Source organism: Sphingobium sp. TKS (assembly GCF_001563265.1).
Classification (GTDB): Bacteria; Pseudomonadota; Alphaproteobacteria; order Sphingomonadales; family Sphingomonadaceae; genus Sphingobium.
Genome location: NZ_CP005083.1, coordinates 2,419,377 through 2,443,109, shown reverse-complemented (window position 1 = coordinate 2,443,109; position 23,733 = coordinate 2,419,377). Strand labels below are relative to the sequence as shown.

The window sequence follows — 23,733 nt, the reverse complement described above, 5'->3', positions numbered from 1 at the left end:
GATCTCAGAGCCTTTCGACGATAGCGACGTTGGCCATGCCGCCCGCTTCGCACATGGTTTGCAGGCCATAGCGGGAGCCCCGGTCGCGGAGGGCGCTCACCAGCGTCGCCATGAGTTTCGCGCCTGAGCCGCCGAGCGGGTGACCGAGCGAGATCGCGCCGCCATGGACATTGAGTTTCGCCGGGTCGGCACCGAGCGCCTGCGCCCATGCCAGCGGGACCGGGGCGAAGGCTTCGTTGACTTCATAAAGGTCAATGTCGGAGAGCTTCATGCCCGCTCTGGCCAGCGCCTTTTCCGTCGCGGGGATCGGGGCTTCGAGCATGATGACGGGGTCGTGGCCCAGCACGGTCATCTCATGCACGCGCGCGAGCGGGGTCAGGCCATGCGCCTTGAGGCCGCGTTCGTTGACCACCAGCAGCGCAGCGGCTCCGTCGCAAATCTGGCTGGCGTTGGCGGCTGAGATCACGCCATCCTCGGTCAGCAGCTTGACGCTGGCGATCCTTTCCAGGGTCGCGTCGAAGCGGATGCCCTCGTCGATCTTGTGGAGGACGGTTTCGCCTTCCGGGGTGACGATTTCGAGGGGGATGATTTCCGCGTCGAACTTGCCTGCTTCCGTCGCGGCGGCTGCACGGCGATGGCTTTCGAGCGCATAGGCGTCCAGCACATCACGAGTCAGGCCATATTTCTTTGCCAGCATTTCCGCGCCGCCGAACTGGCTGAAGGGCTGGTTCGGATAGCGGGCCTCGATGCCGGGGCTGCGATAGGTGCCAAAGCCATGTTTGGCGGGAAGCGTCCAGGGCAGGCCCATGGGGACGCGGGTCATGCTTTCGACCCCCGCCGCGATCACCACATCCTGCACGCCGGACATGACCGTGGCGGCGGCGAAGTGCAGCGCCTGTTGCGAAGAGCCGCATTGGCGGTCGACATGGGTGCCGGGGACGGATTCCGGCAGGCCGCTGGCGAGGACGGCGTTGCGGGCGATATTGGCGCCCTGCTCGCCGCCGGGGCAGGCGCAGCCCATGATGACATCCTCGACAGCGGCGGGGTCTAAGCCGGAGCGTTCGACCAGCCCCGCAAGGACTTTGCCCGCGAGATCGGCGGGGTGGACGCCAGCGAGGCGACCGCCGCGCTTGCCGCCAGCGCTGCGCGCGACGGCGGCGATATAGGCTTCAGCCATGTCTTTTTCTCCTGTCAGACGCCGGTGATACGGATGCCGGAGCCGGGAACTTTATATTTGCGGTTAAGGGCGATCAGGACGGAGGTGAGGCCTTCCGCCACGACCGAGTTGCACAAGGGGCCTGCATTCCAGGCACGCAGGCCGATTTCCTGCGCGAGCGCGACCACAGTATCGGCGGCTTCGCTGTCGTCGGCGCAGACCAGAACGTCGCACTCGACTTCCTCATCCAGCTTGGTGAGGTGATGGGCGCTGATATTCTGGAAGGCGGAGACGACGCGCACACCCTCGCCCAACATCTTCTGCACGGCTTCGACGGCGGAACCGCCTTCGGGAAGCTGGACGCGGCTGACCTTGGGCGGGACCAGGGGAACGGTCACGTCGATCAATATCTTGCCCGCCAGCGCCGGTTCGACATCCTTCACCGTCGATTGCTGCGCAGCATAGGGCACGGCGAGGACGACGATATCGGCCTGCGCGGCGGCTTCCGGGTTGGCGGCGCCGGTGACAGCGCCCTCCCCCAGAAGCTCGTTCATCTGGGCGGCGGCTTCCTGCGCGCGCTCGGCGGTGCGACTGCCGATGATGACCTTGTGGCCCTTATGCGCCCAGCGGAGGGCCAGGCCGCCGCCTTCCTTGCCGGTGCCGCCAAGGACGGCGATGCTCGCCAGAGCTTCATTCTGCATATTCAAACCTCTCCTGTTCTTTTCGGCGCTTGCGCGGGGGCGTGAGGATCATCGGGGTGAGTTCCTCAGCGGCCATGCCGCGCTCATGTATATCCTGGGCGATGGCGCCATAGGCGGTGCTGCGCTGGCGCGGGGTGCGGCCCAGCGAGCGGATCAGCGCCTCCATGGCGGCGGGCGGCATCTCCTGCCCGTGCTGGGTGCCGGCGGCGCGGGAAATGCTCTCATTCATCAGCGTGCCGCCAAGGTCATTGGCGCCCGACATAAGGCAGGCCTTCACTCCCTCCTCGCCCAGCTTGACCCAACTGGTCTGGATCGAGCGGATATGGGGGTGCATCGCGAGCCTCGCCACGGCGTGCATCAGCCGGACTTCGCGGAAGGTCGGGCCATGGCGCGCCTCGCCGCGCAGGCCCATGGGCGCTTCCATATGGACGAAGGGCAGCGGCACGAACTCGGTGAAGCCGCCAGTGCGGCGCTGGAGGTCGCGGATGCGGATCAGATGGCGCGCCCAATGGCGGGGCGTGTCGACATGGCCGAACATGATCGTGGCGGTGGTGGTGAAGCCGACCTTGTGCGCGGTTTCGACCACCTCCAGCCATTTCTCGGTGCTGAGCTTGTCCGGGCAGATCTGAGCGCGGACTTCATCGTCGAGGATTTCCGCCGCCGTGCCGGGAAGCGTGTCGAGACCCGCTTGCCTAAGGCGGATCAGGAATTGCTCGACCGTCAGGCCCAGCGTCGCAGCGCCTTGCGAGACTTCCAGCGGGGAGAAGGCATGGATATGCATCTCCGGCACGGCGGCGCGGACCGCTTTGGCAAGGTTGATGTAGGTTTCGCCGGTATAATGCGGGTGGATGCCGCCTTGCAGGCAGACCTCGGTGCCGCCGCGATCCCAGGCCTCGCGGGTACGGCGGATGACTTCTTCGAGGTCGAGATCATAGGGTTTGCCGCGCAGTTCCTCCGCCTTGTCGCCCTTGGAGAAGGCGCAGAAGCTGCATTTATAGGCGCAGATGTTGGTATAGTTGATGTTGCGGTTGACGACATAGCTGATCTCGTCGCCCATCACCTGTTCGCGCAAGGCGTCAGCGCTGTCGCAAATATGTTCGAGGTCGGTTTCGCGGGCGGAGAAGAGCGCAGCGATCTCCTCCTCTTCCAGCAAAGTGCCCGTCATGGCGCGCTCGACGATGGCGGCGATCTTCGGATCGACCGGCAGGGTCGAGGGGCGCGTGACGCGGGGCTCCAGCGCTATGCCCGGCGACCAGCTATCCTCGCGGGCAAAGCCGTCCGCATCGGCATGGGCGAGGATGTGGCGCACCATGGCCGCATCCTGCCAGCGATCATTATCCTGCGCATAGGCGGGATAGACCGGCAAGCGCGCGACCAGCATCCGCCCCTCCCCTTCGGTCGCCATGCGCAGGCGCTCGACTTCGGGCCAGGGCGCTTCGGGGTTCACATGGTCGGGCGTGACCGGCGAGACTCCGCCCCAGTCGTTGATCCCCGCCGACAGCAGGCGCGGGAAGTCGGCAGCCGAGAGATTGGGCGGCGCCTGGATGTTCATTTCAGGACCCAAAATCAGGCGAGCGGCGGCGATGGTCCAGAGCAGGTCTTCCATGTCCGGTTCGGGCGCATGGGCCATCACCGTGCGCTCCTTGGCGCGGAAGTTCTGGACGATGACTTCCTGGATGTGGCCATAGCCTTCATGCAGGTCTCGAATGGCTTCGAGCGCTTCGACCCGCTCCTCGCGGGTTTCACCGATGCCGATCAATATGCCGGTGGTGAAGGGGATTTGCAGTTCGCCCGCGAGGCGGATCGTTTCCAGCCGTGCCGCCGGTTCCTTGTCAGGCGAGCGATAATGCGCGCCACCCTTCCGGCAGAGCCGGTCTGAAATGGACTCCAGCATCAGGCCTTGGCTTACGGAAACCCGGCGGAGCGCGGCCATTTCCTCGCGGGTCATGACGCCGGCGTTGATGTGCGGCAGTAGTCCGGTTTCGTCACGTACCAGCGCGGCCATTTCGATGAGATAGGAGATGGTCGTGGCATGGCCGAGCCGCGCCAGTTCCTCGCGGGCGGCGGTGAAGCGCAGTTCGGGCTTGTCGCCCAGAGTGAACAGCGCCTCGGTGCAACCCGCCGCCTTGCCTGCGCGGGCGACGGCCAGCACCTCCTCGCGGGTCATATAGGCGTTCTCGCCGGGACGCGGGGGCTGGGAGAATGTGCAATAATGGCAAAGATTCCGGCAAAGCTGGGTCAGCGGGATGAATATCTTGCGCGACCAGCTTTGCACACGGCCATGGCCTGCCTCGCGCAGCGCCGAAGCGGCGGCCAGCAGATCGGCCAAGGGCGTTTCCAGCAAAGCTGCCGCCTGTTCGCTCATCCCGTTCCTGCCCGTCATCATCCGCTCCATCATCTTATCTTTGCGCCCGTCTCAGCCGACCGGCCCCGGCTGCTCGGGGATTGCGCCCGCGCCTCCACCAATACCGTCGAGCATTTCCTGCGGGAGATCGGCGGGCGCGTCCAGCAGGGCGACCAGCGACTGCATGAAATGTTCGAGGCTGGAGTCGCTACCCCACATCGGATGCGCGCGGCTATGGTCGACCAGGGCGCGCTGCCGCGCCGAAAGGACCGCGCTGATATATGCGCCCATGAACACGAAGCGCTGGTTCTGAAGTCCAGGCGACAGATGCGGCATCAGGCGGCGCAAATGATCGAGGCAGCGGCCATAGGCGATGTTCCACGCCGGATCGATCGCGTCCAGCATCATGTCCCTGTGGGTCATTGCGAAGATCACGATGAACTGGACATAATGCTCATCGGGCAGGCCAAGAACCGGCTGGACAAGGATATCCACGACCTCCCGGATCGTGCGGGGTCCGCCCTCCCGCTCCAGCGAGTCGAGCGCGGCGTTGCGTTCCCGGTCGAGCGCCACCGCGCCGTCCATGACGATGGCCCGCACCAGCGCTTCCTTCGACCCGAAATAATAGCCGACAGCGCCGTGATTCTTCTGCCCCGCCGCCGCCGCGATCTCCCGCACGGTGACGCCATCCACGCCCCGTTCCGCGAACAGGCGCAGGGCGACCTTCTTGAGCTGCTCCGCAGCGGCGCTGCGCGTGACGTCATCGGCCTTGGCAAGTTGAAGTCTGACCATGTGTGCATTTTTCTCATTGCCAAGCGCGTTCGTCAAGTGCATTATCCAATTGATCTAATCGACGGGTGAACAGTCGATAAAAGTGAGGGATGCCTAAGTGGAATCAGCGGTCGACATCGAGTCGCTGGCGGCGTGGATGACGGATCAGGGGCTTGGCTCCGGCCCGTTGATGGACGTGACGCCGCTTGCGGGAGGGACGCAGAACATCCTGCTGCGTTTCAGCCGTGATGGGCGCGATTATGTGTTCCGTCGCCCGCCCGCGCATCCCCGTCCCAACAGCAATGAGACGATGCGGCGGGAGGCACGCGTGCTGCGCGCTTTGGCCGGGACAGCAGTGCCGCATCCGGGACTGATCGCGGATTGTAGCGATGAGAGCGTGCTGGGCGTCGCCTTCTATCTGATGGAGCCGGTGGATGGCTTCAATCCGGTGGGACAATTGCCCGAACCCCATGCCAGTTCGCCGGCGATGCGCCATGCCATGGGGCTGGCTCTGGTGGATGGGATCGCGGCCCTGGGCGCGCAGGATCATCAGGCATTGGGCCTGGCCGATTTCGGGAAGCCGGAGAATTTCCTCGGGCGGCAGGTCGATCGCTGGCGATCGCAGCTTGCGGGCTATGGCGAGTTTGACGGGTGGACGGGGCCGGAGGCGTTGCCCTCCGTCGGCGCGGTAGGGGATTGGCTGGAACGGCATCGGCCCGACCGCTTCATGCCCGGCATCATGCATGGCGACTATCATCTGGCCAATGTGATGTATCGCAATGATGGGCCGGAACTGGCGGCGATCATCGATTGGGAACTGGCGACGATCGGTGATCCGCTGCTGGACCTGGGATGGGTGCTGGCGACCTGGCCGGATGGGAAATCGGAAAGCACGGTATCGGTGAAACCCTGGAATGGGTTCCCGGCCGCGGGCGAATTGGTCACGCGCTATGCGGAGGGATCGGCGCGCGATCTGTCGGCTGTCGATTGGTATCATGTGCTGGCCTGCTACAAGCTCGGCATCCTGCTGGAGGGCACTTACGCCCGCGCCTGCGCTGGCAAGGCGCCGCGCGAGACCGGCGACAAGCTCCACGGCCGCGCCATCCATCTTTTCGAGCGCGCTGAAGCGCTGATCCGCTGACATGAAGAGGAATCCCCTTTGACCAACGAACTCGACTTCACCGGAAAGACGGTGCTGGTGGTCGGCGGATCGAGCGGCATCGGCAACGGCATGGCGCAGGCCTTCCGCCAGCGCGGTGCGCAGGTGCATGTCTGGGGCACGCGGACCAGCGCGGCCGACTATGCGGGCGAGGAAGGCTCCGACCTCGAAGGCGTCGGCTATACGCAGGTCGACGTCAGCGATGCGGCAGCGATTGCAGCGGCGCCGGTGCCTTTCGACAGGCTCGATGTGCTGATCCATTCGCAGGGGGCCGTGCTCTACCGGCGGCAGGAGTTCGAGGCCGAGGGCTGGAACAAGGTGATGGCGGTCAATCTCGACTCCATCCTGCATATTTCCAATCTGTGCCGGGAAGCGCTGGCGGCCGCCAAGGGGGCGATCATCGTCGTCAGTTCCATCGGCGCGTTCAAGGCGACCTTCGGCAACCCCGCCTATGCGGCGTCCAAAGCGGGCGCGGTCAATCTGGTGCGGGCGCTGGCGATTGCCTGGGCGGGCGACGGCATCCGCGTCAACGGCATCGCGCCGAGCCTGGTCGATACCAAGATGACCAAGGTGACGATGGACAATGACGAGCGGCGGACCCGAGCGCTGGCGAAGATTCCCCTGGGCCGCTTCGGGTCGGTCGAGGAGATGGCGGGCGTGGCGCTTTTCCTCGCCTCTCCCCTCTCCGGTTATATTTGCGGGCAGACTCTGGTCGTCGACGGCGGCCTCACGCTCACCTGAATTTTTCCAAGAAGGATCATCCGATGAACTTCGAATATTCCGATAAGGTGAAAGCGCTGCAAGCGCGGCTCATCGATTTCATGGACGCCCATGTCTATCCGATCGAGAAAGAGCGCGACCATTTCCACCATGACCCGGCGAACCTGTGGAAGCGCTGGCCGGGCACGGAGGAGATCAAGGCCAAGGCCAAGGCAGCCGGTCTGTGGAACCTGTTCCTGCCGCATGAATATGGCGAATGGAGTCCCGGCCTAACCAATCTGGAATATGCACCGCTGGCCGAGATCATGGGGCGCGTGATCGGGTCGTCGGAATATTTCAACTGCTCGGCGCCCGACACCGGCAATATGGAAGTGCTGGCCCGCTACGGCACGCCGGAGCAGCAGGAGAAGTGGTTGAAGCCGCTGCTCGATGGCACGATCCGCTCCTCCTATGTGATGACGGAGCCGGAGGTCGCCTCTTCGGATGCGACCAATGTCGCCACCACCATCATCGCGGATGGCGACGATTACGTCATCAATGGGCGCAAATGGTGGATTTCGGGCGCGCTCGATCCCAATACCAAAATCTTCATCCTGCTGGGGAAGACCCCCAATGACGGGCCGCGCCACCAGCAGCATTCGCAGATCCTGATCCCGGCCGGCACGCCCGGCATCGAGATCATCCGCCCGCTCGATGTGATGAACGCCGTGCATTCGCCCGGCGGTCATGCGGAAATGGTGTTCAAGGATGTGCGCGTGCCCAAGGAGAACCTGATCCTTGGCGAAGGGCGCGGCTTCGAGATCGCGCAGGGACGACTTGGGCCGGGCCGTATCCATCACTGCATGCGGCTCATCGGGCAAGCGCAGCGGGCGCTGGAATATATGGCGCGGCGGGTGGAAAGCCGGGTCGCTTTCGGGCGCAAGCTCGCGGATCAGGGGAGCATAAGGCAGGATATCGCCCTCTCCTTCTGCGAGATTGAGCAGGCGCGGCTGCTGACGCTGAAGGCCGCCGATGCGATGGACCGCTATGGCAACAAGATCGCCAAGGACCTGATCGCCGCCATCAAGATCGTCGCGCCGCGCATGACCCAGACGGTGGCGGATCGGGCCATGCAGGTGTTCGGCGGCATCGGCATTTCGAGCGATTTCCCACCCGCCGCCGCCTTCATGAATGCGCGCTACCTGCGCTTCGCGGATGGCCCGGACGAGGTTCACATGGCGCAGCTTGGCAAGCTCAAGATTGCTGAACTCAACCAATTGCCGGTGCGCTGAACTTTTTAACCGGAAAGGCGAGGAAGGATCATGCTGATGACCCCGCAGAACCAAGCCGACAGCCGGGCCAACCCCGGCCTCGGCAGTGCCTGGTGGATGGTGGCGGTTCTGTTCGGGCTGTACGTGCTCAGCTGGGTCGACCGGCTGATCGTGTCGATGCTGGTGACGCCGATCAAGGCGCATCTGCTGCTGTCCGACGTGCAGATCAGCATGATCACTTCGACCTCCTTCGCCATCTTTTATGCAGTTTTCGGCTTGCCGCTCGGTTGGGCTTCGGATCGGTTTTCGCGGCGCTGGATCATCTTTGGCGGCGTGGTGATCTGGGGGATCGCGACCACGGCCTGCGGTTTCGCGCAGACCTATGAGGCGCTGCTGATCGGGCGGATTTTCGTGGGCGTGGGGGAAGCGGCGCTGCTACCTGCCGCCTATTCGCTGATTGCCGACGCCTTTCCGCCGCGCCTGCTGACGCGGGCGACCTCGACCTTCCAGATGGCGGGCAAAGTGGGGTCGGCGACGGCCTTTGCGCTGGGAGGCGTCGCGATTGCCTTTGCGACGGCGCATACCGGCATTCACATTCCCTTTCATGGCCCCGCGCAGCCCTGGCAGCTGGTCATGATGATGGTGGGCTTGCCGGGGATCATCTTCGCGCTGTTGCTGTTCACCTTTCCCGATCCGGGCCGCAGGAAACCGCCGGGCGCGGCTTCAATGGCGGCTTCGGGCGAAATCCGAACCTTCGTTTCGCGCAACTGGAAGCTGCTGGCGCTGATGCTGGTGGGCACATCCTGCCTCGCCATGTGCGGCTATTCGATGACCAACTGGGTGCCCGCCTATATCGAGCGGCATTTCGGGTGGAAGCCGGTGCAATATGGCCTCGCGCTCAGCATGATGAACATCGTGTCGGCCGTGTCGCTGGTGGTGAATGGCTGGATCGTCGACCGGCTCTTTTCCGGCGGCATGAAGGACGCGCATTTGCGCTTCTATAGCTGGCTGATCATCGGTTTCCTGCCGGTGGTCGGCTATATGTTCTTCGCCACCAACGTCTATGTGTTCCTGGCCTGCTATTGCGTGGCGCAGTTCATCACCGTGCCGTTCATGGTCTATGTGTCGTCGGTCATGGGGCTGATCGCGCCAGCCACGATCCGGGCGCGGATGCTGGCCTTTTTCCTGTTCGTCTTCACGATCCTTGGCCTCGGTGCGGGGCCGGCGATCGTCGCGGCGCTGACCGAATATGTGTTCCATGATGAGGGCGCGCTGGGACAGTCGCTCGCCGTCGTGGTGACGGTCTGTTCGGTGATCGCCTTGATCTCCTTCCGCATGGCGCTGCGCTATCTGGCGCCCGCCATTGCTTCCCGAAAGGACGTTTGATGTCTTTGAGCCTTGGCGGGGTCGATCCCGCGCGTCGTGACCAACTCGCCCTTGCCGATGAGCGGGTGACTTATGACTGGCATCAGTTGGATGAGCTGCTCAACCGGGCGGCCAATGCGCTCAATGGCCTCGACCTGACCGAGCGGCGAGTGGCGGTGTTCGCGCCCAACAGCGCCGAGACAGTGATCGCCTATGTCGCCTGTCTGGAGGCGGGCATTTCCAGCGTGCCGGTGAGCTTTCACCTGACGCCTTCGGAGGCCGCCTATATTCTGAAGGACAGTGGCGCGGTGGCGCTGCTGGTCGGGCCGGAGACGATGGAGGCCGGGCTTGCCGCAGCCGCTGAGGCTGGCGTCAAGACGGTGATCGGCTGGCGCTGCCCTGATCGTGAAGATGTCATCCATTGGGAGGACTGGATCGCGGCGGCTTCGACCGCTGAACCCGATCCTGAGGTGCCACCTTTGCCGCATCTCCACTATACGTCCGGCACCACGGGACGACCCAAGGCCACCGAGACGCCGCCGCAATATTTCCCGCGCGCTGCCACGGTGAAGGCTCTGGCCGAAGCGATCCGATCGAAGATCACGCCTTCGCCCGGCATTGCCGTGGGGCCGCTTTATCATACCGGGCCGCTCGGCATGGCGCGCAATGTCTTTGGCGGCATGAGCCTGATTACCGTCGAGCATTTCGATGCGGAAAAGACGCTGGCACTGATCGAGAAATATAAGGTCGCAGGATCGGTGATGGTGCCGACGCATTTCCAGCGGATGCTGGCTCTGCCCGAAGACATCCGCACCAAATATGATGTGTCGAGCATCCAGCGGCTCGCCCATACCGGCGCGGCCTGTCCGCGTGCGGTGAAGCAGGCGATGATCGACTGGTTCGGGCCGGTGCTGGTCGAGGCCTATGGCGGGACCGAGGCGGGATCGACCACCTACATCACCTCGCAGGAATGGCTGGAGCGGCCGGGGTCCGTCGGCAAGGCGCTCCCGCCTTTCGAGACGGAGATTTATGGCGAGGATGGGCAGTTGCTGGGGCCGAACGAAGTCGGACAGGTCTATTTCCGCGACACCAGCGGCCATGGCATCGTCTATCGCGGCGATCCCGAAAAGACGGCCGCCGCCCATATCGCGCCGGGCGTCTTTACGCTGGGCGAGATGGGCTATGTCGATGCGGAGGGCTATCTCTTCATCACCGACCGCGTGTCCGACATGATCGTAAGCGGCGGGGTGAACATCTATCCCGCCGAGTCCGAGCATGTGCTGCTGCGCCATCCCAAGGTGGCGGATGTGGCCGTGGTTGCCGCACCCAATGCGGAAATGGGCGAGGAAGCGCGGGCGCTGGTCATTCCCAAGGATGCGGACGATCCGCCGAGTCCGCAAGAACTCAACGCCTTCTGCCGCGCCAACCTCGCCGGTTACAAATGCCCGCGCGGTTACGAGATGGTGGATGATATCGGCCGCACCGTCATGGGCAAGGTCAACAAGAAGGCGCTGCGCCAGCGCTTCTGGCCTTCTGATCGCACCATCGGGGGTTGAGCTTCATGCGTTTTGTCTTGCCCTTGCTGCTGTTGCTCGCCGCTTGCGCGCCTTCGGGGGAAGCCCGGCGAGATGGGAGCGACTGGCCGGGCTATGGCGGGATCGATGAGAACCATTACAGCTCGCTCACCGAGATCAATGACCGCAATGTCGGGAAGCTGAAGCTCGCCTGGTATCATGACATCAGCGGTGGCGGGTCGAGCCTTTCCGCGCCTATCGCGGTGGATGGCGTCGTTTATTATGCCTCGGGCTATAGCGTTATTCATGCGCTGGACGCTTCGACTGGCCGGGAATTGTGGACCTATGATCCGCAAAGCTGGAAGGTCGCGGGGCAGAAGATGCGCGCCGCCTGGGGCATCAGAGGCATCGCCTATGACAGTGGCATGGTCTTTACCGGGACCATCGACGGGCGGCTGATCGCGATCAACGCCAAGTCCGGCCATCCCGTCTGGACCGCGCAGACCATCGGCAAGGATGACGAGCGCTATGTCACCGGCGCGCCCTGGGTGTTCAAGGGCAAGGTCATCATCGGCCATGGCGGCGCGGACTTCGCGCCGGTCCGGGGCTATGTGACCGCCTATGACCAGCAGACGGGGAAGCAGCTCTGGCGCTTCTACACCGTGCCGGGCGATCCGAAGCTGGGCTTCGAGAATAAAGCGATGGCGATGGCCGCCCGGACGTGGACCGGCCAGTGGTGGAAATATGGCGGCGGCGGGACGGCGTGGAACGCCATGGCCTATGACCCCAAATATAACCGCATCTATATCGGCATCGGCAATGGTTCTCCATGGAACCAGAAGATCCGTTCGCCGGGCGGCGGGGACAATCTCTTCCTCTGCTCCATCGTCGCGCTGGATGCCGATACGGGCGAATATGTCTGGCACTATCAGACCAATCCCGGCGAGACTTGGGACTTCAACAGCGCGATGGATATCGAGCTGACCCGGCTCAAGATCGGCGGGAAAGAGCGCGATGTGCTGATGCACGCGCCGAAAAACGGCTTCTTCTATGTAATCGACCGGGAGACGGGGAAGCTGATCTCCGCCCGCAACATCGTGCCCGTCAACTGGGCGAGCGGGATCGATATCAAGAGCGGGCGGCCGATCGAGAATCCGGCGGCGCGCTATCCGGGCGGCAAGGCGGCGATCGTCTACCCCTCCCCCTTCGGCGCGCATAATATCGAGGCGATGTCGTTCAATCCGGGGACCGGCCTCGTCTATATCCCGACCATGGATCAGGGGCGGGTCTATATCGATCCGGCCGAGTCCTTGCAGGGCTGGAAGCATCTGAACGGCCAGCGGATCAGTGTCGGCACGGGCGCGCCGCCTCCGAACGTGGTGCCGGATCGGCCCGCGACCAGCTTCCTGCTCGCCTGGAACCCGGTGACGCAGAGCGAGGCGTGGCGCGTGCCGATGCAGGGCATTCGCGGTGGCGGCGGCACGGCAACCACTGCGGGCAATCTGCTGTTTCAGGGCAATGCGGCGGGCAAGTTCGTCGCCTATGCCGCGAATAACGGGACGCCGCTCTGGTTCTTCGATGCGCAGACAGCCGTGATGGCGCAGCCGATCACCTATCGGGCACGCGGCAAGCAATATGTGACGGTGATTGCGGGATCGCGTTTCCCCAGCGCCACCGGCATTGGACATGAATGGAACTACCGCACCCAGCAATGGCGCGTCCTCACCTTCTCGCTTGATGGCAAGGCTGCTTTGCCACCGGTGCAGCCCGTCGAAACGCCGGTCATCGACATGCCCGATTTCGCCGTCGATCCTGCCAAGGCCGCCCCCGGCGCGACCGTTTTCGGCCAGCGCTGCTCCATCTGCCATGGCGCCAATGCGGTGTCGGGCGGCATGGCGCCGGACCTGCTCCAGTCCGGCGTACCGCTCGACAAGGCCAGTTTCGAAGAAGTGCTGCACAAGGGCATCTTGCGCGAACGGGGCATGCCGCGCTTCGAGGAACTGACCGACACCGAAATCACCAGTCTGCAACATTATTTCCGCCAACGCGCCCGCGAGGTTTTGGCAACGCAAGCCGCTGCCAAGCCGGGCGCCCAGACACATAGAGGCTTGAATGAAGGTCAATGACGTCGTCACCTATGAGGTGGAAGGCCCAATCGCGGTCATCACGGTCAACTCGCCGCCCGTGAACGCGCTCTCCAATGCCGTGCGGCAGGGCGTCGCGGGCGCGGTGCAGACGGCCATCGGCGATAGTGGCGTGGGCGCGATGATGCTGATCTGCGAAGGAAGAACCTTCTTCGCAGGGGCCGAGATCAGCGAACTGGGCAAGCCGCCGGTCGAGCCGACCCTGCGCAATCTCCAGTTGGTTGTCGAAAATGCGTCCAAGCCGGTGATCGCCGCCATCCATGGCACGGCGCTGGGCGGCGGTCTAGAACTGGCGTTGGTGGCGCATTATCGCATTGCCGTGCCTTCGGCCAAATGCGGGCTGCCCGAAGTCAATCTGGGCCTGCTGCCCGGCGCTGGCGGTACGCAGCGTCTGCCTCGCATCGTCGGGGTGGAGAAGGCTTTGGACCTCATCACTTCCGGCGCGCCGGTCGGCGCCAAGGCGGCGAAGGAAATGGGGCTGCTCGATGAACTCGCGACGGAGGGCAATCTGCGCGCCGAGGCCATCGTCTTTGCGCAGCGCGTACTCGACGAGAAGCGTCCACTGCTCAAGGTCCGCGACCGTACCGAGAAGCTGGATGAAGCACGCGGCAAGCCGGAAATCTTCGCGGACTTCCGCAAGGCCAATGCCAGAAAATTCCGTGGCTTCAAGGCGCCCGAACATATCATCCGCTGCATCGAGGGCGCGCTGGAAAAGCCCTTTGACGAGGGCATGGTCTATGAGCGCGAACTGTTCAACGAGCTTCAGGCCGACAGCCAGTCCGCCGCCCAGCGCCATGTCTTCTTCGCAGAACGGCAGGCGGCCAAGATCGACGGCATTCCCGCCGACACGCCCATCCTGCCAATCCAGAAGGTCGGTGTGATCGGCGCGGGCACTATGGGCGGCGGCATTGCGATGAACTTCGCCAATGCCGGCATTCCCGTGACCCTATTGGAGACGAACGAAGAAGCGCTGTTCCGGGGTCTGCGCATCATTCGCGGCAATTATGAAACCACCGCGAAGAAGGGCAAGATGAAGCCCGAGGATGTCGACAGCCGCATGGGCCTGCTGACCGGATCGGTGGCGATGGAGGATCTGGCCGACTGCGACCTCATCATCGAGGCGGTGTTCGAAAATCTCGACGTCAAGCGAGAGGTCTTCGCCAAGCTCGACAAGATCGCCAAGCCCGGTGCGATCGTTGCCACCAACACCAGCTATCTCGACATTGACGACATTGCCGCCGCCACCCAGCGGCCCGAAAGCGTCGTCGGCCTGCACTTCTTCTCGCCCGCTAATGTCATGAAGCTGCTGGAAGTGGTGCGGACCAAGGATACCAAGCCCGAAATCACCGTCACAGCGATGAAGCTGGCCAAGACCATCGGCAAGATCGGCGTGCTGGTGGGCAATGGCTTCGGCTTTGTGGGCAACCGCATCCTTGCGGCGCGCAACACGCAGGCAGATCAGTTGGTGCTCGAAGGCGCGACGCCCTGGGCAGTAGACAAGGTGCTCTATGACTTCGGCTTTGCCATGGGGCATTTCCAGATGCGCGATCTGGTCGGCCTCGACGTCGGCTGGAATCGGGACGCGACCAGTTCCGCCAATGTACGGGAAATCCTCAACGAAATGGGCCGCCATGGGCAGAAGACGAAGGGCGGCTATTATGACTATGACGAGAACCGCAAGCAGACGCCCTCCCCCATCGCCATGCAGGTCATCGAGGATTTCGCCGCGAAGCAGGGCATCGCCCGGCGCGAAGTGAGTGACGGGGAAATCCACGACCGCATCCTCTTTGCCATGGTGAATGAGGGCGCGCGCATTCTCGACGAAGGTATCGCCTCACGGGCGTCGGACATCGATATCGTCTGGATCACCGGTTACGGCTGGCCGAAATATCGGGGCGGGCCGATGTTCTGGGCGGATTTGCAGGGGCTTCCCGTGGTGCTGGAGAAGCTGAAGGCGCTGGAAGCCGCCCATGGCGAGGCATTCAAGCCCTCTCCACTGATCGAGCGGCTGGTGGCGCAAGGCAAGGGGTTCAAGGACGCATGATACAGGGAAACCGCATCGCCATCACCGGGGTCGGTGAAACCCCCTTCCTCCGTAAAGGCGAGGAAGGGGTCATGAAGATGATGACCCGCGCCAGCCTCGCGGCGATTGCCGATGCGGGCCTGACGCCGAAGGACATCGACGGCTATATCTCCAACAAATATGCGGGGCATGGATCGGACGAGGTCGCCTTTGCCATCGGCGCGGGGGAGAAGCGCTTTTGCGCCACGACCGACAGCGTCGGTGGCACGGCGACTTCGGGGCAGGCGCTGCAACTGGCGCAGATGGCGATCGAGGCAGGTTTGGCGCGGCATGTGCTGGTGCCCTATGCGATCCAGTCGACCAAGCCGGGCGGCGTCTATGGCTTCCATGCGCGCGAGCCGCAAAAGGCAGGGATCGAAATGCCGGTCGGCTTCTTCGGCCAGCCCACCTATTTTGCGAGCATGGCGAACCGCTATGCCCATGAATATGGTATGACGGAGGAGGATCAGGCCGCCATCCCGATGACCTATCGGGCCTGGGCGGTGCTGACGCCAAGCGCACAGCGGCGCGATCCGATGGACCTCGCCGCCTATCGCCAGTCGCCCATGATCTCGACGCCGCTCAGGGCAGCGGATTGCTGCCTCACCACCGATGGCGGCGGCGCCTATGTGGTGAGCGCCATAGAGGAAGCCCGCGACATGCCCCATCCGGTGGTGAGCGTGCAGGGGCTGGGGTTGGGCTTCAACAACTGGCCACAGGGGGTACTGTTCACCCAGACGCCCTGCACCTACGACTTCCCCGGTGAGGTGTCGGCGAAGCTCGCTTATGCCATGGCGGGCTGCGATCCCAAGGACCTCGATCTGGCGCAGATCTATGATGGCTTCACCATCTCTGCGCTGGTGCAGACCGAGATGCTGGGCCTGTGCGAGCGGGGCGAAGGGCCGCGTTTCTATGCTGCGGGGCATGGGATGCCGGGCGGGCGCATGCCGATCAACACCAGCGGCGGACATATGTCGGGCGGCTATGTGCCGGGCATGAACCTGCTGATCGAGGCGGTGCGGCAATTGCGCGGGCAGGAAGGCGATCGGCAGGTGCCGAACGCGAAGCTCTGCGCCGTCGCGGGGCTTGGCGGCAACAATCATTCCACCACCATATTGGCGCGGAGCTGATCCATGGGCATTCCGATTTACCCCCCGAAGATCGAAGACCCGCTGTTTCAGGGCTATTATGACGGGCTGGAAGCAGGCGAGCTGCGCATCACCGCCGACGCCGAGACGGGCGAATGGATATGGTATCCGCCCGAAGTCATCCCCGGAAAGCCCGACGCCGTGCTGGAATGGCGCCCGGTTTCGCCGGAGGGCAGCGCCTATAGCTTCACCACTGTCATCCGCAGCCTGCTGCCCGGCGATCACAAGGCGGAAGTGCCCTTCACCGTCGTCCTGTTCGAGCCGGATGATGCGCCCGGCGTGCGCGTGCCGGGCTTGCTGATTGATGCCGATGGGATCGAACCTCGCTGCGGGATGCGGCTGCGCTTCCGGGCTGTGCAGGCGGGGGATCATAAGATTGCGAGCTTCGCGCCCCTTGCTTGAGGAACGCCTTATGGAAGTCGGCCGCCGCGAACTCTTGTTGGGCGGGGCGGCCATGGCTCTTGCCGGTTGCGCGGGATCGGGAGGGATCGGCCAGCCCCACCCGCCAAAGCCGCTGGGCCTTGCCGACTTCACGCTGGTTCGGGGCAATCTGGAAAGCCCGGAAGGCATAGCGAGCAGTCCCGATGGCCGCCTGTTCATCTCCAATGGCGGCGGCGCCATCAGCGTGCTGGAGCCCGACGGAACACTGCGCCAGATCGGCAAGGCACTGGCGCCCAATGGCGTGGCGGTGGACCGCGACGGCCGCGTCATCGTCGCCAATATGGGCCTGCTCAAGCAAATGCCGGGACCGTTGCAGCGGATCGACGTCGCGACGGGCACGGTAGAAACGCTGGTGTCGGAACTGGAGGGACGGCAACTGGTCGCCTCCAACGGCCCGGCGACGGCGCGCAATGGCGACATCTATTGCACGCACAGCACTTGGGGACCGCTTGGCAATATCGGCACGACCACGCCTTCGGGTTTCATCTACAGGGTCGCGCCGGATGGCAAAGCCTCGATCGTCGCGCGCGATCTTCGTGGGGTGAACGGCCTCTGCCTCGACCGGGAGGAGCGCTTCGTTTATGCCTCGCTGACCGCCGAAGGGCGCATCAGGCGCTGGCGGCGGCAGGCCGATGGGTCGCTCACCGATCCGCAGGATTATGGCCCGCTCTTGGGAGTCGTGATCCCCAACCATCAGGCGAAGGATATTCGCGCCATGGCTGCTGCGGATCGTGCGACGCTGGGCTATTGCGACGGCATCGCTTTCGATCGGACGGGCAATCTCTGGGTGACGCTGCCCTTCGCCAACCGGATCGTCGCGATCACGCCCGACGGGCGGAAGGTCGACATCATCCACGATCCTGAAGGGAAGATGCTCTCCAGCCCTACCAATCTCTGCTGGAGCGGCGCGGGCCTGCGCGACCTCTATGTCGTGTCGCGGGCGAGCGGTATGGTGGTGAAAGCGCGCACAGATGTTGCGGGTTTGCCGTTGGCGAACTGGCCTCGGACCTAAAGCGACGTGTTCCTGCGAAGGCAGGAACCCAGTCCCGCCCTCTGAACTGGACTCCTGCCTTCGCAGGAGTACGTCATTCTAAGCCATCTCGATCACGACCTTGCCCAGCGCTTTGCGATCCATGATCCAGCGGATCGCCTCTGCGCCCTGCTCGAAGGCGAAATGGCGGCTGATCTCCGGCCGCAGGGCACCCGCTTCATACCATTGGTAGAGCTGCTCGATATTGGAGGCATTGGCCTCCCGGTCACGCGCAAGAAACGCGCCCCAGAACACGCCGACGATCGCAGCGCCCTTCACTAGCGGCAGATTGAGCGGAATGGCCGGAATATCCCCCGTCGCAAAGCCGATCACCAGATAGCGCCCGTCCCAGGCAATGGTGCGAAAAGCCGGGTCAGCCAGCGCTCCGCCGACCGGATCATAGATGACGTCCGCGCCCTTGCCACCGGTCAGTTCCTTGACCGCCGCCTTCAGATCGGCGGTTGCATAGTTGACCGTCTCGTCCGCCCCATGCGCCCGCGCCAGGGCCAGCTTTTCCTCGGAGGAAGCGGCGGCGATCACCCGCGCGCCCATCTGCTTGCCGATCTCCACTGCGGCAAGGCCAACGCCACCCGCTGCGCCCAGCACCAGCAATGTCTCGCCCGGCTGCAAGCGCCCCCGCTGTTTGAGCGCATGGAGTGACGTCCCGTAAACCATCGTAAAGCCCGAAGCGACATCGAACGGCATGGCATCGGGTATGGCGAAACAGCGTGCCGCCGGAACCACCACCTCCTCCGTAAAGGCGCCCCAGATCGTCATCGCCGCAACCCGATCACCCACGCGCAGGCTGGTCACGCTCTCGCCCACCGCATCCACTACGCCTGCCGCCTCGCTGCCGGGGCTGAAGGGCAAGGGCGGCTTGGTCTGGTAGAGATTCTGGATGATGAGGCCGTCAGGGAAGTTGACGCTCGCAGCCTTCACCCGCAGTCGCACCTCGCCCGGTCCCGGTTCGGGCGAGGGCATATCCCGGAACACCAGTTCCTCGGGCGGTCCATGATGCTCGCACATCAGCGCGCGCATGGATCAGCTCCCTCGGAATTGCTGGCGCATCTTGTAATAATCGTCGCTTGGATATTTCTCGCTATGCTGGCCGGCGGGCCATTGCGCATAGGTAGTTTCCGACAGGAAAGCCGGAGAGGTATAGTCGGAAAGCCCTCGGCGGCGAATGATCTTCCATTCGCCATTGCGTCGTTCGAGATCGTCAAGATAGCGCCCCTGAAAAAAGACATCTTCCTCCCCACTACCATCTTTCCGGTCGCGGCGATGCTGCGCGAAATAATAGCATTCGGAAAAGGCCTTATCGCCCTGCACCTCGACCGAGACGTTGGAGATATGATGGCACGCATATTTGAGGGCGGAGACGATCTTGAAGGCGAAACCGACGAAATCCGAAGATTTGCCCTCGAACTTCCCATGTTTGTGCGTCGATTCCGGCCAGAATAGCGAGCGCAGCAACGCTTCATCCGCCCGGTCATTGGCGCGGGCATAGGCATAGAGCAGTTCGGCGATCGCCTGCTTGGATTCGATCACGTCCAGACGATCGGCCATGCTCATCGGCTTGCCCTTCCCTTTCGCGGTCGCGGCTGAGGCCTGCCCCACGGCCGCCAAGCCAAAGGGCACGGCCAGCATCGTAGCCAGCGTTCCGCGACGATTTTGCTCTTCCATGCTCATTCTCCCGGCATTTCCAGTAGGCCCGGCTCAGCCTTGAGGCGTGGCAGGACTTCCTTTTCGAACAGGCGCAGGCTGCGCCAGGAGACTTCAGGATCAAGCCCGCCTAGCAGCGCGTGGAACGTGACCGCCGTGCCGCGCCCCAAACCCTTCAGATAAGCGAAACATTCGTCCGGCGTCAGCACCTTGATATTGGGCATGGCCTTGAGGCCTTCGATCGTCTCGGCGGGCTGATAGCGGGTCTGGCCGGTGCCCCGCTCCTTGGCCCATTCGGCATAGGCGTTGGTCGCATAAGCGACATGCGGCGCGACCAGCGGCCAGTCGCGGTCGGGGTCGTCCGAGACATAGAGGAAGCTCGCCGCAGGCTTGCGCAGTTCCTCCGGTGGCCCGAAACCGGCCTTTGCGCGCTCTTCCTTGTAGAGCGTGAACAGGTCGGGATGGCCGGGGAAATATTGATAGCCACCCTTGGCCGCGCGGATGGCGGATTTGTCGGTCGAGCCGCCCATGTAGATTTTCGGACCGCCCGGCGTCGCGGGCGCTGGCGTCACGCGGACGGTGCGGCCACGATATTCGAAAGGCTCGCCGGTCCATGCGTTTTTGAGCGTCGCCATCGCCTCGTTCATGATGGCGAGCCGCTTGGTGATGTCGCGGTCGAACATTTCGAACTCATGCGGGCGATAGCCCATGCCCGCCGTCAGCCAGATGCGGCCCGGCGCGATATTGTCGAGGACAGCCAGGTCTTCAGCCAGACGCAACGGATCGTGCATCGTCACCACCAGCGCCGACAGGTGCGCGACGATCCGGTCCGTCGCGCCCAGAATAGAGGCCGCCTGGATCATGGAGGACGGGCAATAGCCGCCTTCCGCACCATGATGTTCGGCCAGGAAAACCTGGGTGAAACCCAGTCTGTCAGCCCATTGCGCCTGCTCGATCGCGGTGCGGTACAGCACGGGATGCGGCGCACCGAAGTCAGGGCGGTTCATGTCATAGCGAAGGTTGAGTTGCACCTTTGCGTTCCTCTCTCTTGTCTTGTCAGGCGGCTGAGACGCGGGACTGGATACGGCCTGTGACGTCCGCCGCCTGCATCGCCTTGCGGCTTTCGATCAGCGCATCAATCTCGCTTTGGGAATAGCCGATCTCGCTCAATATCTGCCTTGTATGTTCACCCAGACGCGGCGCGGAACCCTTGGCGAAGCTGGGTGTGCGGCTGAAATGGATGAAGCTGCCGAACTGGCGGACATGGCCGTACATGGAGTCGAAATTCTCGATCACCCGGTTGCTTGTCGTCGCCCAATCCTGCCACAGCGCCTCGCGCACCCAGCTCGTTTCGCGAGCGATTTCACTGGGCGCTCCGGCGGCTTCGAGAAGCGCATGGGAATCTGCGCTGCTCTTGTCCGCGAACCAGGGCTTGAGCGCCTCCAGCAGCACCACGTCGTTGGCTGAACGGTCGCGCGCCGTAGCGAAGCGGGGATCGCTCAACCATTGCTCCTGCCCGACCGCCTTGGCGAGCGCTGCGAAACGCTCGTCCGACCGGCAGCTAATGCAGAGCCAGCCATCGCTGGTCCGGTAAATCCGGTCGAGCGCATTGAAGCCCGCCTGTTCCTTGTCCAGCCGGAAGCCGTAAACGACCTTTTTGTCGGCATCGAGGAAATGTTCGGAGGTCGTCCACAGGCTCGAATGAAGCTGCGGAATCTCCATATAGTCGCCCTTGCCGGTGACGGAGCGATGTTCCAGGCCCATCAATATGCCAACCGCGCCGAGGAAGCCGTTATTATAATCCTCATTGCCGAAGACCGCGCGGGTCGGCGGATTGCCTGCGCCGCCGCCTTCGTAGAGCAGGCCGGTCCAGCCCGACACCAAGGGCGCGAAGCTCTTGAGCAGCGACTTCGGTCCCTTGGAGCCATAGCCGGGCAGATAGACATAGATGAGCCGCGGATTGAGCTTCGACAGCGCCTCATAGCCGATGCCGAGCTTGTCAGCCTTGCCGGGGCGCAAGTTGTGCGTGACGACATCCGCCGTCGCCACCAGTTTCAGCGCCGCTTCCAGCGCTTCGGGGTCTTTAAGATTGAGGACGATATCGCGCTTGCCGCGCTGGGCCGCGTCGAAACAGTCGGGCAGCGGACGCATCTGGTCGCCGCCGGGGGTTTCCACCTTGATGACGTCGGCGCCAAGGTCGGACAGCAGACGACCGCCATAGCCCACGGCGAAGAAGGAGGAGAAATCCACCACCTTGATACCTTCGAGCGGCCGGTCGAGAGGCTTGCCATCCGCGGCAAGCGCTTCACGGCGGCGGGCGATCAGGTCGGCCAACGCGCCATTGTCAGCGCCCACCTCTGGGGCGGGGCGGGGCGCAGCGCAAGGAGCGTTGCTCATGCGGACTGCCGGCGCGGCCTGATAGATGGTGCCGAAATCCTTGTCCGGCATGGCGATGCGCTGACCGACAAACTCCACCTGATCGTCGAGCAGCACTTCCGCCGGTTCCAGCACCGGCAGCGCCGCCACATCCGCCGCCTGGAACAGCGAAATCCATTCGGCGCGCGGCTTGGTCTTGAAGGCGTCGAAAATCTCGACGCGGGCGATTTGATATTCATCGTCGGTAAGCGGCACCGACATTTCCGGCGCGGTTACGGTCTGGATGCGGTCGCCAAAGCCCAGCACATCCATCGCCGCCTTAAAGCCGCCCTGCCCGCCGGTGTGCATCTGAAGGAAAAGGCCATCGCCGCATTCGAACATGCCAGTGGCAAGACGGGTTTTCCCGAAGCGATCGACAGCGCCGGAATCGCCAGCCTTGATGTAGCTGATGCCCTCTTCCTGCCACCAATTGTTCATCGGGGATTGGGCGATCATCGCGTCCAGCAGCGATGCCTCGACCCGCTGCCCCTGGCCGATATGGCGGCGGGCACGCACGGCCGAAAGAGCACCAATCACGCCGAGGAACGCCTGCCCATAATGCAGCGCCGGATGGCCGAGATAGACCGGTCCGGGACGGAAGCTACTGGACCGATCGATCATCGTCCCCAGCAGCGCGGCGGCCAGCGATTCCCCATGCGGCCGACCGGCAAAAGGCGTGTCCGCGCCATAGGCAGTCAGCGCGCAGACGACCAGTTCGGGGAAATCCCGGGCAAGGCTCTTGCCATCCAGGCCAAGCGCTGCGGCGTCCTTTTCCTCAAGCGCGTGGATGAATATGTCTGCCCCTTCCAGCAGCCCGCGCAGCGATTGCAACCCCTCCGCATCCCGCACATCCAGTTCGACGCTACGCTTCGAGCGGTCCCAGCTCTTGCGACTGAGATCATGGGCGAAGAAGGCGCCGCCCTTCGGCTCTACCTTCAGCACGTCGGCGCCATGATCAGCCAGCAGCATGGCGGCAATGGCGACAGGCATTTGATCCGCCAGTTCAATGACGGTCAGATGATCCAGGGGACCGGGCATCTCATCACTCCTATGACGGGCGAGGCCCGCTTCCTTTTCGGGAATTATCGTTATGGCGCCGCTTCTTTCGGCGGGCCGAAAAATGCTCTTCGGTGTAAAGAACACCAGTTTGACCCCAAGTGCAAGTAATTTTGCACCATGGGTTCAAATTCATTCGGCCGCCTTATCCTTGCCCATCAGGCGCGAGGGATCGTAGCGGGGCCGCTCCATCTGGAAACTGTCGCTGTTGCGGACATACCAGCCGCTGCCGTGCGTGCGGCCGATCAGCTTCATGGCGGGCGTGTCGAAATAGACCCGTTCCCTATCGCTGATGAATTCGTCGCGGATATGGGCCATCAAAATTTCACCGATCACCACGGTCTGGAGCGCGCCGATGTCCATCGCGGCGACCTTCCGGCATTCGAAGCTGACCGGGCTGGAGGCGATGCGCGGCGGCGCGACCACCACCGAGGGCGCGGTTTCGACGCCCGCATAGTCTATCTCGCTGACATCGGCGGGCGCATCGACACTGCACAGGTTCATCTTTTCGGCATCCGCTTCGCAAACGAGGTTCACGACGAACTCGCCGGTCGCGATGATGTTGGAGGCGGTGTTCTTCAGGCCACGCGAGGCCGGTTCCTTGAGCAGGCCCAGCACCACCAGCGGCGGTTCCGTGCCCACGCAGTTGAAGAAGCTGTAGGGCGCGGCGTTGAGGATGCCGTCGGCTGACTGGCTGGTGATCCAGGCGATGGGGCGCGGCGTGATCGTCGAATTGACGATCTTGTAGCGCGTGACCATCGGAAGCTCGCGCATGTCGAACTGCATGGACGGACC

Annotated in this window: 19 protein-coding genes; 10 read left to right on the top strand and 9 right to left on the bottom strand. The window is 63.7% G+C overall.

Annotated elements, in window-relative coordinates; translation table 11 throughout:
• Positions 1 to 4 precede the first annotated feature (4 nt).
• From K426_RS12205 to K426_RS12190, 4 genes are read right to left on the bottom strand one after another with little or no spacing between them, the layout of a single operon-like run.
• Positions 5 to 1,177: an acetyl-CoA C-acetyltransferase gene (locus K426_RS12205; RefSeq protein WP_066557418.1), complete on the bottom strand. Its 1,173-nt coding sequence runs from the start codon at positions 1,175 to 1,177 to the stop codon at positions 5 to 7.
• A gap of 14 nt (positions 1,178 to 1,191) precedes the next feature.
• A complete protein-coding gene (gene npdG, locus K426_RS12200; protein ID WP_066557415.1) occupies positions 1,192 to 1,857 on the bottom strand; it encodes an NADPH-dependent F420 reductase in 666 nt (221 codons plus the stop codon).
• Positions 1,847 to 4,243, bottom strand: a complete 2,397-nt coding sequence (gene cofH, locus K426_RS12195; RefSeq protein WP_443018225.1) for a 5-amino-6-(D-ribitylamino)uracil--L-tyrosine 4-hydroxyphenyl transferase CofH — start codon at positions 4,241 to 4,243, stop codon at positions 1,847 to 1,849. Before cofH ends, npdG begins: the two co-directional genes overlap by 11 nt.
• A gap of 30 nt (positions 4,244 to 4,273) precedes the next feature.
• On the bottom strand, positions 4,274 to 4,993 hold the full coding sequence (locus K426_RS12190) for a TetR/AcrR family transcriptional regulator (protein WP_066561725.1): 720 nt from the start codon (positions 4,991 to 4,993) through the stop codon (positions 4,274 to 4,276).
• 97 nt (positions 4,994 to 5,090) lie between these two features.
• On the opposite strand from K426_RS12190, the gene K426_RS12185 reads away from it, so the two are divergent.
• Genes K426_RS12185 through K426_RS12140 form a run of 10 tightly spaced genes read left to right on the top strand, consistent with a single transcriptional unit; the run spans position 5,091 to position 17,787 of the window.
• A complete protein-coding gene (locus tag K426_RS12185) occupies positions 5,091 to 6,113 on the top strand; it encodes a phosphotransferase family protein (RefSeq protein ID WP_066557404.1) in 1,023 nt (340 codons plus the stop codon).
• A gap of 18 nt (positions 6,114 to 6,131) precedes the next feature.
• A complete protein-coding gene (locus K426_RS12180; protein ID WP_066557403.1) occupies positions 6,132 to 6,872 on the top strand; it encodes an SDR family NAD(P)-dependent oxidoreductase in 741 nt (246 codons plus the stop codon).
• Positions 6,873 to 6,895: 23 nt separating this feature from the next.
• Positions 6,896 to 8,122, top strand: a complete 1,227-nt coding sequence (locus K426_RS12175) for an acyl-CoA dehydrogenase family protein (RefSeq protein WP_066557401.1) — start codon at positions 6,896 to 6,898, stop codon at positions 8,120 to 8,122.
• Between the two features lie 36 nt (positions 8,123 to 8,158).
• Entirely contained in the window at positions 8,159 to 9,487 is a 1,329-nt protein-coding gene (locus K426_RS12170) for an MFS transporter (RefSeq protein ID WP_066561724.1), read from the top strand.
• Positions 9,487 to 11,022: an AMP-binding protein gene (locus K426_RS12165; protein ID WP_066557399.1), complete on the top strand. Its 1,536-nt coding sequence runs from the start codon at positions 9,487 to 9,489 to the stop codon at positions 11,020 to 11,022. The genes K426_RS12170 and K426_RS12165 overlap by 1 nt, the downstream gene beginning before the upstream one ends.
• 5 nt (positions 11,023 to 11,027) lie before the next feature.
• Complete coding sequence (locus K426_RS12160) at positions 11,028 to 13,106, top strand: PQQ-dependent dehydrogenase, methanol/ethanol family (RefSeq protein WP_066561722.1); 2,079 nt, start codon at positions 11,028 to 11,030, stop codon at positions 13,104 to 13,106.
• Positions 13,093 to 15,168: a 3-hydroxyacyl-CoA dehydrogenase NAD-binding domain-containing protein gene (locus tag K426_RS12155; RefSeq protein ID WP_066557397.1), complete on the top strand. Its 2,076-nt coding sequence runs from the start codon at positions 13,093 to 13,095 to the stop codon at positions 15,166 to 15,168. The genes K426_RS12160 and K426_RS12155 overlap by 14 nt, the downstream gene beginning before the upstream one ends.
• Positions 15,165 to 16,316: a thiolase family protein gene (locus tag K426_RS12150; RefSeq protein ID WP_206377390.1), complete on the top strand. Its 1,152-nt coding sequence runs from the start codon at positions 15,165 to 15,167 to the stop codon at positions 16,314 to 16,316. Before K426_RS12155 ends, K426_RS12150 begins: the two co-directional genes overlap by 4 nt.
• Before the next feature lie 3 nt (positions 16,317 to 16,319).
• The gene (locus K426_RS12145) at positions 16,320 to 16,736 is read left to right on the top strand and encodes a Zn-ribbon domain-containing OB-fold protein (protein ID WP_066557395.1); all 417 of its coding nucleotides are present in this window, start codon (positions 16,320 to 16,322) and stop codon (positions 16,734 to 16,736) included.
• Positions 16,737 to 16,746: 10 nt separating this feature from the next.
• Complete coding sequence (locus tag K426_RS12140) at positions 16,747 to 17,787, top strand: SMP-30/gluconolactonase/LRE family protein (protein WP_066557393.1); 1,041 nt, start codon at positions 16,747 to 16,749, stop codon at positions 17,785 to 17,787.
• A 78-nt stretch (positions 17,788 to 17,865) separates the two neighbouring features.
• Here K426_RS12140 and K426_RS12135 read toward each other — a convergent pair whose 3' ends face one another.
• The 5 genes from K426_RS12135 to K426_RS12115 all read right to left on the bottom strand — a co-directional run bounded on the left by K426_RS12135 (position 17,866) and on the right by K426_RS12115 (position 23,724).
• Positions 17,866 to 18,843, bottom strand: a complete 978-nt coding sequence (locus tag K426_RS12135; RefSeq protein ID WP_066557386.1) for an NADPH:quinone oxidoreductase family protein — start codon at positions 18,841 to 18,843, stop codon at positions 17,866 to 17,868.
• A 3-nt stretch (positions 18,844 to 18,846) separates the two neighbouring features.
• Positions 18,847 to 19,488, bottom strand: a complete 642-nt coding sequence (locus K426_RS12130) for a nuclear transport factor 2 family protein (RefSeq protein ID WP_066557378.1) — start codon at positions 19,486 to 19,488, stop codon at positions 18,847 to 18,849.
• Between the two features lie 2 nt (positions 19,489 to 19,490).
• Positions 19,491 to 20,498, bottom strand: a complete 1,008-nt coding sequence (locus K426_RS12125; RefSeq protein WP_066557376.1) for an LLM class flavin-dependent oxidoreductase — start codon at positions 20,496 to 20,498, stop codon at positions 19,491 to 19,493.
• Between the two features lie 25 nt (positions 20,499 to 20,523).
• Positions 20,524 to 22,920 (bottom strand): CaiB/BaiF CoA-transferase family protein, encoded by a 2,397-nt coding sequence (locus K426_RS12120; RefSeq protein WP_066557374.1) that lies wholly within the window; start codon positions 22,918 to 22,920, stop codon positions 20,524 to 20,526.
• A 150-nt stretch (positions 22,921 to 23,070) separates the two neighbouring features.
• A complete protein-coding gene (locus K426_RS12115) occupies positions 23,071 to 23,724 on the bottom strand; it encodes a flavin reductase family protein (RefSeq protein WP_066557372.1) in 654 nt (217 codons plus the stop codon).
• Between the last annotated feature and the right edge of the window lie 9 nt (positions 23,725 to 23,733).

What these genes read in the sequence shown, in the direction of transcription:
- K426_RS12205 (WP_066557418.1), bottom strand. Translation starts at nt 1,177, where the DNA reads ATGGCTGAAGCCTATATCGCCGCCGTCGCGCGCAGCGCTGGCGGCAAG.
- npdG (WP_066557415.1), bottom strand. Translation starts at nt 1,857, where the DNA reads ATGCAGAATGAAGCTCTGGCGAGCATCGCCGTCCTTGGCGGCACCGGC.
- cofH (WP_443018225.1), bottom strand. Translation starts at nt 4,243, where the DNA reads ATGATGACGGGCAGGAACGGGATGAGCGAACAGGCGGCAGCTTTGCTG.
- K426_RS12190 (WP_066561725.1), bottom strand. Translation starts at nt 4,993, where the DNA reads ATGGTCAGACTTCAACTTGCCAAGGCCGATGACGTCACGCGCAGCGCC.
- K426_RS12175 (WP_066557401.1), top strand. Translation starts at nt 6,896, where the DNA reads ATGAACTTCGAATATTCCGATAAGGTGAAAGCGCTGCAAGCGCGGCTC.
- K426_RS12170 (WP_066561724.1), top strand. Translation starts at nt 8,159, where the DNA reads ATGACCCCGCAGAACCAAGCCGACAGCCGGGCCAACCCCGGCCTCGGC.
- K426_RS12165 (WP_066557399.1), top strand. Translation starts at nt 9,487, where the DNA reads ATGTCTTTGAGCCTTGGCGGGGTCGATCCCGCGCGTCGTGACCAACTC.
- K426_RS12160 (WP_066561722.1), top strand. Translation starts at nt 11,028, where the DNA reads ATGCGTTTTGTCTTGCCCTTGCTGCTGTTGCTCGCCGCTTGCGCGCCT.
- K426_RS12155 (WP_066557397.1), top strand. Translation starts at nt 13,093, where the DNA reads ATGAAGGTCAATGACGTCGTCACCTATGAGGTGGAAGGCCCAATCGCG.
- K426_RS12150 (WP_206377390.1), top strand. Translation starts at nt 15,165, where the DNA reads ATGATACAGGGAAACCGCATCGCCATCACCGGGGTCGGTGAAACCCCC.
- K426_RS12145 (WP_066557395.1), top strand. Translation starts at nt 16,320, where the DNA reads ATGGGCATTCCGATTTACCCCCCGAAGATCGAAGACCCGCTGTTTCAG.
- K426_RS12140 (WP_066557393.1), top strand. Translation starts at nt 16,747, where the DNA reads ATGGAAGTCGGCCGCCGCGAACTCTTGTTGGGCGGGGCGGCCATGGCT.
- K426_RS12135 (WP_066557386.1), bottom strand. Translation starts at nt 18,843, where the DNA reads ATGCGCGCGCTGATGTGCGAGCATCATGGACCGCCCGAGGAACTGGTG.
- K426_RS12130 (WP_066557378.1), bottom strand. Translation starts at nt 19,488, where the DNA reads ATGGAAGAGCAAAATCGTCGCGGAACGCTGGCTACGATGCTGGCCGTG.
- K426_RS12120 (WP_066557374.1), bottom strand. Translation starts at nt 22,920, where the DNA reads ATGCCCGGTCCCCTGGATCATCTGACCGTCATTGAACTGGCGGATCAA.
- K426_RS12115 (WP_066557372.1), bottom strand. Translation starts at nt 23,724, where the DNA reads ATGCAGTTCGACATGCGCGAGCTTCCGATGGTCACGCGCTACAAGATC.